Consider the following 14,432-nt stretch of genomic DNA (forward strand, 5'->3'; position numbering starts at 1 on the left):
TTCCTCCAGGGAAGTCGTCAATCCGGGCTCCGCAGTCGCCGTCGGGTCCGCCTGCTCGGGGACGCTCCAGAGCCCGGGTGGCCTGGCATCATCCAGGTCCGCCTTGGGGACTTCGCGAACGCGTCGTTGGTGGGCGCGAAGACGGTGCTGTCCTTCGCGTTGTTCAGGGTGTCCACGAGACCGGCCTTCTTCACGGCCGTGACTGGGCTCGCCAGGACCGGGTTGTGGGACGCGGCGGTGGCGTCCGGGTCCTTGGCCATACCGTCGAACGAGCCCGCGCCGTCCTTGGGGACCGGTCGTCGTCACCGTCGACTGAGTGGCAGCCGCAGCTGCGCGCACGCTGCCCCGCATAGGCGGTCCTTGAGAATCGGGTTCTCAGGCTCCGCTCGCCCTGTTCGGCCAGCACCGGGTCCAGCTCCACCGCGGTAACGGCGCTCTGCCCGAGCAACGAGAGCCGTTGAATTGACACCCCGGGTTGGCAAGGTGAGTCAGTCATGTGGCAGCTCTCGCCGCATCGATCATCGCGCCGATCGTCAGCAGGATGGCCGGGAGGGCGATCAGCAGGAAGGCCATGGCCCAGCCCGTCCGCGCCGTGGTCTTGTTCGCGATCCTCCGGCACAGCAGGGTCACCGGCACGAGGTAGAGGATCGCGGCGAAGAAGGCGACGTACAGGATGCCCATGAGGAGTTCTCCGATGGTGTGCGCGAGGAGAAGGGGGGTGGCCTGTAATGGCCACCCCCCTTCTTCCTCGCATTACATCACGCGATGGCCGACACGGTCACCGGGTGAGAGGGGCAGTGAACTCGTTGGCCGGGTCGTCGCAGTGGACCACCTTGTTCGGCCGGTTTCCCGGTCCGTCACCGATGATCGGTGCCGGCGCGTCGACCCCCCACGGGTTGCCGCCGCTGCCGCGGGTGGCCGCCGAGCAGGTTGCATAGGCGTTGCCGTTGGGAGCGGTGGCGGGGAAGTTGGAGAAGTTCCTCCAGTCTCCGCCGTTGATCCGGTGGTTCGACGGGCGGCCGAGGTTGTCGGTCAGCTGGTCGTCGATGTACAGGTACAGGTCGGGCATGTAGGACTGGAAGACGATGCCGTTGGACGGAGTCGCGTCGCCGTTCCTCTGCAGGTGCATCGGCTTGACGGACCCGTCGGCGCAGAAGGCCGCGGCGATGTCCTGCCAGATCGGAGGTGCATTGCCGATCATGGAGCCGCCCATGTTGTTGTTCCAGGATCCGGAGTTCTTGAAGAACATCGCGTAGACGTCTCCGGCGAACCGCTTCACCGCGTGGTTGGCCTGCAGGCTCGCGTTGACCTTGTCCACCCACGCCTTGACGTTGTCGTTGATCGACTTGTGGCCGATCATGGCGCGGTAGCCGTGCACGCCGCCGCCGATGGCGCGGAAGTCGACGCACTGCTTGGCGTCGTCGATGCGTGCCCCGCGGAAGTGCGGGAAGTAAGCCTGGCCCGGAGTGTCCCCGTCCGTGTAGGGGTGGGAGGTGTGGACGTTGCCGTACTCCAGCGCGTCCTGCGTGGTGTAGTCGATGTCCGGCGCCGGAATCCCGTAGTCCGCCTCGATCGTCTTCATGATCTTGGTGACGAAGTGGGGCAGGTGGGCGTTGCCGACGCGGGCCCGGTAGTTCGACCCGGCGCTGCCGTCAACGATCTTCCCGTCCTCGCCGACCACGAACGTCACGTTCACATCAGACTTGATCTTGTAGCTGTTCGGGTCCCGGTACGCCTCGGAGGCGGGCTTGGACACGTCAGGGCGCAGGTTGGACATGGCCATCCATACGGGGATCGACATCGCGGGGGCGGAGCCGTCGGCGCGCGGTGCCGATCCACCTTCCTTGATGTCCTTGGCCCACTGATCGGCCGCGTCCCACGTCTGCTGCCCCGTGCACTCGCCGACGGCCTTCGCCGTCGGGCAGCGCGCCTCGGAGGACAGACCGCGGGCGTCGGCTCCCTCCGGGTTGTTCCACAGCGGCCCCTTGTCGGCCAAGCCCAGCCCCCAGTCGTAGAGGGACTTCATGGACCGCACGGGCGAGTTGATCTCCGTCGACACCGGCCAGTTGGAGTTGAGCTCCTGGTTCGGGTCGAAGATCGCGGCCGCGGTCAGGGAGCGTTGGACGAACCTGCCCTTGATCGGTTTGAAGGCGACGGAGTTCCAGGCGATGTCGCGGTCGGCGGTGGCCCCCTTCGAGTAGTTGGTCAGTGTCACCTTCGGCGTGGAGGTGAACTTGTAGGCGCCCAGCGGCACCCACTGGCCGTTGTTCGCGTCCTGGTCGACGTACCGCTCGTACGGGCCGCCGACAGCGCCGCTGATGACGTACTTCGCGTCCTTGGTCTGTGCTCCGGTGTCGGGGATGTAGGCGTAGACGGCTGCGAGGTCGTACGTCTTGCCCGCCGTCCACTCGCCTTCGATCGTCATCCGGTTGCCGTCGCCGCCGAGGTGGTTCTCGTCACGGGTGTGGGTGTACCAGAAGTGGCCGCCGTGGCCGCCGCCGATCGAATGCAGATCGGCTTTCGCCTCGTAGTGCTGGTCCCAGTCGGGATGGAAGGTGAACTGGAAGCTGCCCGTCGACGCTGCCGCCCCGCAGGCCGACCACGTCGGTGTGCCGGTGGGGATGGAGGTGACGACGTCGGAGCCCGCCGGGGCGGCGGCGCACACCGGACTGCCGTTCTTCAGCCGGTAGCCGCGGCCGGGCTCGGCGCGCAGGGTCTGGTACTTGATGTTCTCGTGCCCGCACGTCTGCGCACAGTCGGGCTTCCAGGTCGCGTTCTCCTGGTTCCACCAGAACTGGCGGTAGCAGGCCTCGTCCGGGCAGTCGACCGGGTTGGCGGGGTTGCAGTTGTTCTTCGTGTTGCAGAAGGTGCTGATCGGCGGGCTGACGCGGGAGCGGTCGGCAACGGTGGTCCACCAGGCGGGGTTGAAGCCGGCGGAGTTGAACCCCGATTCGCCCTTCCAGTCCTGGCGGCCGTCCGTGGCGTAGGAGAAGCCGGTGTCGATGGACCAGGCGGACCAGCCCATCACCTTCATCTCGTACGGCCAGTACTGCGGGGTCGCCGCGTCACGGATGTTGTTCGTGTTGAGGCTCACATCCATGAACGGGTGGTCCCAGGCGCCCTTCTTGTACATGGGGTTGGCGGGGTTGTTGTACCAGCCCAGGCCCCAGCTGCCGCCGTTCTGGCCGGCCGCCGACTTGGGGTTGAAGCCGAGGTTGTAGTTCCAGGCCGCCGTGAACCAGTTCTCCACGCGGGAGGGATCGTCGTTGTTGACCGTGATCTTCTGCCCGTCGGCGTGCACCTCGTTCCACTTGTCGGTGAGGATCTTCATGGAGGCGGCGATGTTGGTGGCGTAGTCGACGGCGATTGCCTTCTGCAGCGCCGGTTCAAGGCTCGTTTCGCCGGTCTTCTCGTGCCCCTTCAGGCGCATGCCGTCGGTGACCTGGCCGACGCCATAACCGCAGTCGGACTTGTCCCAGTTGATGCGCCAGTAGCCGAGCAGGGTGTCCTTCGCGCTGTGGCCGTAGTAGCCGTCCACGGCTGCCAGCGGGCTGCCCATCTGGCCGGGGACCGCGCCGGATTCGGCCTGCCACAGGTTGGACTCCTGTGCCAGGATACCGAGCAGCACGTTGGCGGGGATCCGGCCGCCTCCCTTCAGCTCCGGGCGGGGGAAGAGGCCCTGGGGGTCGGTCGAAAGGAGCCCGGCCTGGCCGCGGTAGTCGCCCTGACGGATCCAATTGCTGCGCAGCTCGCCGCGTACGGCCATGTCCACCGCCCACTCGACCTGGTTGGACGTCGGCTGCAGCGCCTGCACACTCATGTCGTTACGGGAGACGGAGCACCAGCGGTCGGTGTCACGGGGGTCGTGGGAGTCGGGCGCGGCCGCGGCCGCACGGGGCAGCGTACGCGGCTTGGCGTCGCCGGTCAGGGCGGGGGAGAGACTCTCGACGGGGCTCTGCCGCGTCGGGGCGACCCGCTGCCGCACCTCCTTGCCCGTCGCCGTGACGGTCGACGTGACCGTCATCGTGGTGTCGTCGTCCGAGGTCTCGGGGGCCGTCCCGGAGCGGGAACGCACACCCGCCTCGGGCTCGGCCGGCCTGTCGAAGTCCTTTCCGGCCGCCTTGATCCGGGTCAGTCCGGCGCGGACACCGGGCGTGAGTACGGGGGCGACGGCGAGGCGACCGTGGGAGGAGACGTCGGTGTCGGCCGGCGCGTCGAGCCGGGTGACTCCGCTCCCCTTCACCTTGACGTTCTGGGGACGGCCGGTGAGGAAGACGCGGCCCTGCGCGCCGGGCACCAGCTCCAAGTCGCCCAGGTGCCCGTTGGCGACCGTGAGCGGCTCACCGCTGCCGCCGTACACCTTCGCCTGCGCCGTCTTCGTGTCCTTGCGGTCCACGAAACCGATCCGGTCCCCTGCCATGGGGCGGATGTCGAAGGGGATGCTGTCGCCCCTGGCGAGTCGGCGGACCTTCCCCTTGCCGTCGATCCGGACGAGATCGCGGCCCAGACCGGCGACGACACCGCCCTTCACCGGTGCCGCCGACGAAACCTGCCCTCGCAGCTCCCCCGTCTTCACGACCGTGGCGCCGGCCGTGTCCACGGTGATCACCTGCGTCTTCACCTGCGCCACGTCGTTCATGTCGCGGTACTGGGTGAAGGCGGCCGTGTGCGTGGTGGTGTTACAAGTGGGGTCGAAGTAGGCGAGCGTGGCGGTGAACGGCAGCTTCGTCACCTCACCCGTCCTGGTGTTCACGATCGCCGTGAACGCGCCGCCCTGCATGAGGTCGGGCTTGTTCGTGAACGCGCGCGGGGCATACACAGCGGCCACATGGGAGTCGTCCATGACGCACTGGTTGCCGATCCAGGAGTCGGCGGGCACTCCCGGCTCCGCCAGCGCGGCGACCGTCTTCCACTCGTACGCCTTTGCTTCATCGGCGACAAGTATCTTGAAGGCCTTGGCGTCGGCCGCGCCGGTCACAGCGCGGTCCTCGGAGGTCTTCCAGCCCTTGCCCAGCGTCTCGTCCGGACTGTCCACACGTCCGGACGCGGCGGGTGGAGGGGCACCCCCGGTGGAGGGCCTTGGCGCGGCAGCCGCAGGAACGGCTTGCAGTAAGCCCCCGGTCAAGGCCGCACAAGCAGCCAGCGCGGCTACCGGCACGCATGCCCGTCGGATGGATCTCAAGAGAGAACTCCCCCGTATCTCGTCGGTCAGGGGCTGTGCCCGCTTGGGCACAGCCGAGTTCACCCGGCCGGTGGGACCAAGCCTTCGCAGGGCTGCCCCCGCCAGTGCGGGCGTGTATTGAGCTGGTCCGCACATCCCGTGCGGCCAACAGATCTCCGATGAACGGCTCGCCCCGCACACCTGCGGGCGGCGGTCACCGGTATGCGCGGTCTCGGCGGAGCTGGAAAACCCCCGCCCATACCGCAAGTCATGAGGCCCGTCGCAGCCAGGAGCAGCGGCCGAGCAGGGGGTCTACCTGCTCTGACCGGTCGCGCGCAGGGCATCACATGCCGCGTGAGCGGACATGACCAGCACTGTTGTCCCGCAGCCCACAGCGGCCGGACAGCGGGCAACTTCCCCTGCCGCACCTGTGCGTTGCGGCATCACACCCTGCCGGCTGACAGCCTGTCCTTGAACCCGCGTGCCTGCTGAGCCCCGACCTCCGGGCCGGGGCCCCGTCCACCGTGCCGTCCGTCAGTACCGCATCTGCCAGTGCTGCTCCGGCGGAAAGTCGGAGGCGCAGGTCCACAGGGTGAGGTAGGTGCCGTTGCCGGACGAACCGCCCTTGTTGGTGAGGCACTTGTCCGAGTAGTTGGTCTTGATGGACCAGTCGCTCGACCAGAACTGCTGGCTGCGGTTGTTGCCGCTGTCGTCGCACGGCCACAAGGTGAGCACCGCGCCGTTGACGTTGTACCCGTCGCCCTGCGGGGTCAGGCACTTCCCGCTCGCCTTGTGAACCATCTGGTAGCCGTCGTGGTCCCACTTCTGGAGCTCGTCCCCCGTGCAGGTCCACAGGGTGATGATGGTCCCGTTGGCCGTGCTGTTGCCCTTGGGCGTGGCGCACTTTGCGGGGTACCAGGTGCCGGGGCCGACCGGGGTGAAGAGCTCTCCCCAGTTGGGGCCGGCCGCCGAGGCCTGCGGGGCCATGGCCGTATGGAAGCCCACCGCCAGGAAGACCGCCGACAGAAACGCCACTGGCTTGCGCATGACACGCCTTTCATCAGGGAGAGATACCGTCTGCAACACCGGTGAATCTAGCCACGGCCGCGAGGCAAATGACAAGGTCGCAGTTGTCGCCTCAGGTACGGAAGGCCGCTACGGGCCGGCGGCCCAGCCTGCGGTATGAGCCCCTCTCACCGGCCCCCCTCGCTCCACCCCACCCCTTCCCCCGTGATGTTTTTCGCGGTCCTGCAACGGGGCCGCTGGCCTCCGGGCCCGGTATGACTGTGTCCCCCTGTCTAACGGATGACCTGGGGGGGTGTCACCGGGCCTGGGAGGTGCCGTCGGAGACGCTGATGAGAGGTCCGGCCACCGCCCAGCCGGGCACAATGCCCGGCCGCGAACGGGCGGCAGGTCTGCATAACGTGGATGCGCGCGTACGACACCACCGTCAAGGCTGGCACGTCAACACCCCGAAAAGGGCGCGATGTTCGACCCCGAAGACGTGGGCGTGTTCCTCGGCCTGGACGTCGGCAAGAGTGCTCATCACGGCCACGGACTCGCCCCGGCCGGCAAGAAGGTCCTCGACAAGCAGCTGCCCAACAGCGAGCCGAAGCTGCGGGCCGTCCTCGACAAGCTGACTGCGAAGTTCGGCACCGTTCTGGTGATCGTGGACCAGCCCGCCTCCATCGGCGCCCTGCCACTGGCCGTGGCCCGGGACATGGGCTGCCAGGTCGCCTACCTGCCCGGACTGACGATGCGGCGGATCGCCGACCTCTATCCGGGCGAGGCCAAGACCGACGCCCGAGACGCGCTCGTCATCGCGGACGCGACCCGCGTCAGGGGTCGGCTCCGCCGCTTCCTCCGAGCGGGGCGTGGTGGGTTCAGCGGACGGTGATCCCGATCAGGCAGGTGTCGTCGTCGGTGTCGGAACTGCTGTATCGCAGAAGGTGGTCGAGCCGACGCTCAAGCTCCGCATGGCCGTCGGCGGCTCCGGCTGTGCTGAGCAGGTCGTCGAGTGATTCCTCCAGGGAGCGGTCCCGGCGTTCGATGAGGCCGTCGGTGTACATCATCAGGGTGTCTCCGGCCTCCAGCTGGATTTCGCCCTCTTCGTAGTCGGCCTGGTCTATCGCGCCGAGCAGGATCCCGGCGACGGTGGGCAGTGCGGTGGCCTGACCGCCGCGCAGCAGGACGGGCGGGAGATGGCCTGCCCTGGCCCAGCGCAGAGCGCGGGTCCGCGGCTCGTACAGGGCGCAGATGGCCGTCGCGGTGACGTTGTCGGTCAGGTGGTGCGTCACGGTGTTGAGCCAGCCCAGGAGCTGGCCTGGGCCGGCGCCGGTGGCGGCCAGGCCGCGCAGAGCGTTGCGAAGGGCGACCATGCCGGTGGCGGCTTCGATGCCGTGGCCGGCGATATCGCCCACGCACAGGAGCACCTGGCCGGTGGGCAGGGCGAGGGCGTCGTACCAGTCTCCGCCGACCAGGTGGTCCTTCTCGGCGGGCCGGTAGCGAACAGCGACGCGCAGACCGTGTAGATCCAGCGGGCCGCGGCTGGGCGGCATGATGGCGTGCTGCAGTTGCAGGGCGAGTCGGTTGCGCTCGGCGGCCTGCTGTTCGGATTGGGCGAGCTGGTCGCGGGTGGCGGCGAGAGCGACCTCGGTCCAGTGTTGCGCGGAGACGTCCTGGTAGGCGCCGCGGACAGCGGTGATGCGGGCGTCGGCGTCGAGAACGGGTTCGGCGACGACCCGGATGTGGCGGGCGATGCCGTCGGCGCGCTGGAGGCGGAAGGCGGTGGAGGCGGGCCGCTGGTGGTGCAGCAGGGTGCGCAGGAACCGGCCGATGGTGTGTTCGTCGTCGGGGTGCGCATGGGCGGGCAGGCGTTCGAGCGGGATGGGCTCGGCGTGGGGCGGCAGGCCGTGGAGGTCGAACAGGGTGTCGTTCCAGGCGATCTCTCCGGTGCGCAGGTTCTCCTCGAACCCTCCGATGCGCCCAAGCCGCTGTGCGTGCTGCAGCAGGCCGGCGACACGGGCGGTTCCGTCTTCGGTCCGCCAGACGACGACCACACGGGTCCCGTGGCGGCTGATGCTCACACTGGCCCGGGTGGTCAGGGGGACGCCGTCGACCAGCGCGGAGAGGCTCATCCCCGGCGAGCGGAACGATTCACCGGTTGCCAGAACGTGTTCGATCTTCTCGAAGAGGCCACCCGGTTCGGCGGCCAGTGGGTAGGCCTCCAGCAGTCGAGCACCGACGACGGCGCTGCGCGGTCGGCCGGCGAAGTCCTCGAAGCTCGGGTTGATGTGCTTGATGAGGAAATCACCTGCCCGGGCGGCCGCATCCAGGTCCGGTTGCAGTACCAGGCAGGGGTCCTGCAGGCCGTGGACCAGCTCCAGCAGGTCGACCGTCTGCGAGTCGACGCCGCCCTCGCCGCTGCCGTTTACCGGCCGGGACTCAAGGGCGGTGGCGCACAGCTCGGCCAGGGCCTCGAACTGCCGTTGCAGCGACTGCGACTGCGCGGGCAGAGCGCCACGCCAGCAGATCTCCAGGACGCCGGTGATCCGGCCGCCCGCTCCGGCGGGCACCGTCAGCCGTCCGCCGCCGAACTCCCGCTGACCGATCGACGGGAGCCCCGCTGCGGCCAGCGACTCGTAGACCGCAGGGGCCCGGTCGATCAGCGCTCGGCGCGCCGGGACGGGCACACCGGGAGGGACGTGGCGCCAACGCATCGCCTCCTCCTCGGCGAACCCGGCGCTGCCCGCCAGAGTCAGGGACTGGTCGGAGTCGGCCGCCCAGATCGCCACAGCCTGCGCCCCGAGCGGCCGCAACGCCTGCTCAAGCACCGACTGCGCCACGGCCTGGACATCGGAGGCACCCAGTATCCCCGTCTCGGCGCTGCGCAGCCGAACGCCTACTGACGGCTCGCCCGCGGAGGCCACGAACTCGCGGGCGAGGTCGGCGATCCGGTCGTGCGAGGCCTGGTTGACCAGGTCGGCCGCCAACTCCAGTACCGACACCTTCGACTGGTCGGCCAACGTGTCGAGCTGACTGCCGGCCTCGGCGGGGGAAACGCCCAGCCGCTCCACCAGGATCCCCTTGGCGAGTTCGACCAGCGCCCGCCCGTCCGCCTGCGCCTGCGCCCGGGTCAGCTCGCCGCGCAGCCGCTCGACCGTGGACGTCAGCCGACCTATCACGCCCCCGCCCGCCTGCGGGGTCGGCGCTTCAGGGGACCGGTCGGCCACTCCACGCTCCACCGCGACCGGGTGAGATGCCTGAGCTGCCCCGGATCCTGCTGTGGTCCGAGGCGGCTGGGAGTCGTGCATCGGTGTCTCCTCGGCTGGCGTGGTCGTCGGTGCGGCGGTCGGGCAGGCTGAAAGTCCGACGAAGATCTTGCAAGCGGGGCCCGACGTGCACCACTTCGAACGGTAACGCTTGCTGCGGTCTGGGGTGAATCCGACCGCTGGGGGAAGAAATCGGGGGCCTCCTAGGGGCGCAGCCACTGTTCGATGCGGGCGATCAGGTCGAGTGCGTCGACCGGCTTGGTGACGTAGCCGCTGGCTCCGGAGGCGAGGCTCTTCTCCCGGTCGCCGATCATGGCCTTGGCGGTGACGGCGATGATCGGCAGGTCCGCGTATTCGGGCATCGCGCGGATGGCGGTGGTGGCGGCGTAGCCGTCCATCTCCGGCATCATCACGTCCATCAGGATCAGGTCGATACCGCTGTGCCCGGTGAGGGCGTCGATCGCCGCGCGTCCGTTCTCGGCCTGCAGCACCCGCATGCCGTGCAGTTCCAGGATCCCGGTGAGTGCGTAGAGGTTGCGGTCGTCGTCGTCCACGACCAGCACGGTCCGCCCGGCGAGTGAGCCGTCGACCTGCTGGGCCGGTGCGGCGGCCGGACCCTCGGTGCGCACCAGCGGCAGCACGTCACCGGGCTGGTCGGCGCTCAGGTGGAGGGCGATGCGTTCGCGCAGCTCGTCCAAGCTGGAGAGGAGTTCGAGTGGCTGCCCGGTGGCCCGCTGCTGCAGCGCCTGCTCCTGCGCGGCGCCCAGGCGGCGGTTGTTGTGCGCCAGGACCGGCACGCTGTGCAGGGCCGCGTCGCGGGCCATCTCCTCCAGGAAGTCCAGGGCCGCGCCGTCGGGCAGGTCGAGTTCCAGCACCACGCAGTGGCACGGCGTCGCGGCCAGCGTCGCCGCCGCCTCCTGGGCGCCAACCGTGGTGATAACCTCCACGGCCGCGCGCGGGTCCCCGAGGTTCGGGTGGCCCGCGAGGTCGGCGACGGCACTCTCCGCGACCAGCGACAGCAGGCCGCGCGGCCGCTCCTCGATGACGAGCAGCCGCTTGGGCTGGGCCACTTCGGCTACCGCTGGGGGCGCCGACGTCTCAGTCCCGCCCGCAACGGGATCCAGGTCGGTGGAGCTTGTTTCGAGCGCCGCACGCGAGTTCTGGGCATCCAACTCCACGAACTCGGGCCGCGCGGCGGGCAGGTACAGGGTGAAGGTGCTTCCCTGGCCCGGCACGCTGTCCGCGGTGATCGCACCGCCGAGGAGGAAGGCGATCTCCCGGCTGATGGACAGGCCCAGGCCGGTGCCGCCGTACTTGCGGCTGGTCGTCCCGTCCGCCTGCTGGAATGCCCCGAACACGCTCTCCAGGTGCTGGGGCTCGATCCCGATGCCGGTGTCCACGACGTGGAAGGCGATCACCGGGCCGTCGTCGCGGCGGGCGACCTCCGGCACACGCGCGTCGTCCGCCACCTCGATCCGCAGCTCCACGCTGCCCTTCTCGGTGAACTTGACCGCATTGGACAGCAGGTTGCGCAGCACCTGCCGCAGCCGGTAGTCGTCGGTCAGCAGGTCGGCGGGCACCGCCGGCGCGGTCTCGATGGTGAACCGCAGGCTCTTCTGGCTCGTCAGCGGGCGGAACGTGGACTCGACGTAGTCGAGCAGCTTTCGCAGCGGGATCCGCTCGGGGGTGACGTCCATCTTCCCCGCCTCGACCTTGGACAGGTCGAGGATGTCGTTGATCAGCTGAAGCAGGTCCGAGCCGGCGGAGTGGATGATGCCCGCGTACTCGACCTGCTTGGCCGTCAGGTTCCGGCTCGGATTCTGTGCCAGCAACTGGGCGAGAATGAGCAGGCTGTTGAGCGGGGTACGCAGCTCGTGGCTCATGTTGGCCAGGAACTCCGACTTGTAGGTCGACGCCAGGGAGAGCTGGTGGGCGCGGTCCTCCAGTTCTTGGCGGGCCTGCTCGATCTCCAGGTTCTTCGTCTCGATGTCGCGGTTCTGGGAGACCAGCAGGACCGCCTTCTCCTCCAGCTCCGCGTTCGAGGACTGCAACTCCTCCTGCCGGGCCTGGAGTTCCGCTGAACGGGCTTGGAGCTCACCGGTCAGCCGCTGGGACTCGCCGAGCAGCTCGTCGGTGCGCGCGTTGGCGATGATCGTGTTGACGTTGACGCCGATGGTCTCCATCAGCTGCTCGAGGAAAGCGCGATGGACGGGGGTGAAGGTTCGCACGGTGGCCAGCTCGATGACGCCGAGGACCTGCTCCTCCACCATGATCGGCAGCACCACCAGCGAGACGGGCTCAGCCCGCCCCAGGCCCGACGACACACTGACGTAGCCCGCCGGAAGGGCGTCCACGGCGATCGTGCGTCGGCTGCGGGCCGCCTGGCCGACGAACGACTCTCCGAGCCTGAAGCTGGTGGACTTCGAGCCGGGAGGGAAGGCGTACGACCCGATCAGGTTGAGGGACACGGTGTCGTCGGCGTCCTCCGCGAGGTAGAAGGCACCGTACTGGGCCGACACCAGAGGCGTGATTTCGTCCATGATCAGCTCGGCGACCACCGCGAGGTCGCGGCGGCCCTGCATCAGGGCGGAGATCCGGGCCAGGTTGGACTTCAGCCAGTCCTGCTCCTCGTTGGCCCGGGTAGTCTCGCGCAGCGACTCCACCATGAAGTTGATGTTGTCCTTCAGATCGGCGACCTCACCGGAGGCGTCGACGGTGATCGAACGGGTCAGGTCGCCGGCGGCCACCGCGCTGGTCACCTCGGCGATCGCACGGACCTGACGGGTGAGGTTGCCCGCCAGTTCGTTGACGTTCTCGGTGAGCCGCTTCCAGGTGCCCGAGACGCCCTCGACCTCGGCCTGCCCGCCGAGCCGGCCATCGCTGCCGACCTCGCGGGCCACCCGGGTGACCTCGGCGGCGAACGCACTCAGCTGGTCGACCATCGTGTTGATGGTGGTCTTCAGCTCCAGGATCTCGCCCCGGGCGTCTACGTCGATCTTGCGGGTCAGGTCGCCCCTGGCGACGGCGGTGGTGACCTGGGCGATGTTGCGGACCTGGCTGGTGAGGTTGTGGGCCATGAAGTTGACGTTGTCGGTCAGGTCCTTCCAGGTGCCCGCGACGTTCGGCACCCGGGCCTGGCCGCCCAGCGTGCCCTCGGTGCCGACCTCGCGGGCCACCCGGGTCACCTCGTCCGCGAAGGCGGAGAGCGTATCGACCATTGTGTTGATCACCCCGGCCAGCGCGGCGACCTCGCCCTTGGCCTCGACGTTGATCTTCTGCGACAGGTCGCCCTTGGCGACCGCGGTGGCGACCTGGGCGATCGAGCGGACCTGGCCGGTGAGGTTGGAGGCCATCACGTTGACGTTGTCGGTGAGGTCCTTCCAGGTGCCGGAAGCGCCGCGGACGGTGGCCTGGCCGCCAAGGTTGCCCTCGGTGCCGACCTCGCGAGCAACCCGCGTCACCTCGCCGGCGAAGGAGGAGAGCTGGTCGACCATCGTGTTGATGGTCTCCTTCAGCTCCAGGATCTCGCCCCGCGCGTCCACCCGGATCTTCTGCGACAGGTCCCCCTGGGCGACCGCGGTGGTCACCTCAGCGATGGAGCGGACCTGGTCGGTGAGGTTGTCGGCCATGACGTTGACGGACTCGGTCAGGTCGCGCCAAGTGCCGGACACGTCGCGCACGTCCGCCTGGCCGCCCAGCTTGCCCTCGGTGCCGACCTCGCGGGCCACCCGCGTCACCTCCCCGGCGAAGGAGGAGAGCTGGTCGACCATCGTGTTGATGGTCTCCTTCAGCTCCAGGATCTCGCCGCGCGCGGTGACGTTGATCTTCTGCGAGAGGTCGCCCTCGGCTACCGCCGTGGCGACCTGCGCGATGGAACGGACCTGCGCGGTGAGGTTGCCGGCCATGAAGTTGACCGAGTCGGTCAGGTCCCGCCAGGTCCCCGAAACGCCCTTCACGTCGGCCTGGCCGCCGAGGATGCCCTCGGTCCCGACCTCGCGGGCCATCCGGGTCACCTCGTCCGCGAACGCGGACAGCTGGTCCACCATCGTGTTGACGGTGTTCTTCAGCTCCAGGATCTCCCCCCGCGCGTCGACGGTGATCTTCTGCGAGAGGTCGCCCTTGGCGACGGCGGTGGTGACCTGGGCGATGTTGCGGACCTGGTCGGTGAGGTTGCCCGCCATGAAGTTGACCGAGTCGGTCAGGTCCCGCCAGGTCCCGGCGACGCCCGGCACCTGCGCCTGCCCGCCGAGGCGCCCCTCGCTGCCGACCTCGCGGGCCACCCGCGTCACCTCGTCCGCGAACGCGGACAGCTGGTCCACCATCGTGTTGACGGTGTTCTTCAGCTCCAGGATCTCGCCGCGGGCCGCGACATCGATCTTTTGTGACAGGTCGCCCTTGGCGACGGCGGTGGCGACCTGGGCGATGTCGCGGACCTGGCTGGTGAGGTTGCCGGCCATCGCGTTGACGGAGTCGGTCAGGTCCTTCCAGGTCCCCGACACGCCGGGCACCGCTGCCTGCCCGCCGAGCTGGCCCTCGGTTCCGACCTCTCGCGCCACCCGGGTCACCTCGGAGGTGAACAGGGAGAGCTGGTCGACCATGCCGTTGAACACGGTGGCGATCTCGCCCAGCAGGCCGTCGGCATCGTCGGGCAGCCGCGTGCCGAAGTCGCCGTCGCGAACGGCGGTCAGCCCGGCCAGCAGGCGCCGCAGGTCCGGTTCAGCGACCTGCGCGGTGCCGACGCCCGTCGTGCGCTGTGTGGGGGGCTTCGTCGATCCGACCATGAGACGCCGCCTTCCTCGTAAAGCGCCAGGCCACAGGCCCGCCACCGTCAACGCCCGACCCGGCTTCGCGCTCGGCCAAGGGCCGCGCCGAAACCGGTCCGAGCCGATCATATCGTCCGGGACGGTACCTCACCCGGCCCGCAGACAGCGAACCGCATAGCACCGGCGGAGAGTTACCTGGCCCCCGCAGCCGCTGGTACCGCTGGTAGATCCCACGCG

The 14,432-nt window shown here is 69.1% G+C and carries 5 protein-coding genes and 2 pseudogenes; 1 reads left to right on the forward strand and 6 read right to left on the reverse strand.

The annotated features are described in order from the left end of the window. Positions 1-90: 90 nt before the first annotated feature. From ACFWA7_RS23015 to ACFWA7_RS23030, 4 genes and pseudogenes are all read right to left on the reverse strand, one after another. Positions 91-293, reverse strand: a pseudogene (locus ACFWA7_RS23015) (fasciclin domain-containing protein); the annotation flags it as partial. Between the two features lie 199 nt (positions 294-492). Beyond that, positions 493-681 carry a hypothetical protein gene (locus ACFWA7_RS23020; RefSeq protein ID WP_385542508.1) on the reverse strand — a complete coding sequence of 63 codons (189 nt, stop codon included), beginning with the start codon at positions 679-681 and terminating at the stop codon, positions 493-495. Between the two features lie 97 nt (positions 682-778). Further along, positions 779-5,035, reverse strand: a complete 4,257-nt coding sequence (locus ACFWA7_RS23025; protein WP_385824890.1) for a hypothetical protein — start codon at positions 5,033-5,035, stop codon at positions 779-781. A 660-nt stretch (positions 5,036-5,695) separates the two neighbouring features. Continuing rightward, positions 5,696-6,208, reverse strand: coding sequence for an RICIN domain-containing protein (locus ACFWA7_RS23030; RefSeq protein WP_385542502.1), 513 nt, complete (start codon positions 6,206-6,208; stop codon positions 5,696-5,698). A gap of 439 nt (positions 6,209-6,647) precedes the next feature. Here ACFWA7_RS23030 and ACFWA7_RS23035 point away from each other — a divergent pair. Beyond that, positions 6,648-7,025 (forward strand): annotated as a pseudogene (locus ACFWA7_RS23035) (IS110 family transposase); the annotation flags it as partial. Positions 7,026-7,044: 19 nt separating this feature from the next. Here ACFWA7_RS23035 and ACFWA7_RS23040 read toward each other — a convergent pair. Further along, a complete protein-coding gene (locus ACFWA7_RS23040; protein ID WP_385542498.1) occupies positions 7,045-9,474 on the reverse strand; it encodes a SpoIIE family protein phosphatase in 2,430 nt (809 codons plus the stop codon). A 161-nt stretch (positions 9,475-9,635) separates the two neighbouring features. Continuing rightward, positions 9,636-14,132 carry a HAMP domain-containing protein gene (locus ACFWA7_RS23045; RefSeq protein WP_385824896.1) on the reverse strand — a complete coding sequence of 1,499 codons (4,497 nt, stop codon included), beginning with the start codon at positions 14,130-14,132 and terminating at the stop codon, positions 9,636-9,638. Positions 14,133-14,432: the final 300 nt, after the last annotated feature.

Origin of the sequence: Streptomyces sp. NPDC059994, assembly GCF_042737755.1 — a bacterium.
Taxonomy (GTDB): Bacteria; Actinomycetota; Actinomycetes; order Streptomycetales; family Streptomycetaceae; genus Streptomyces.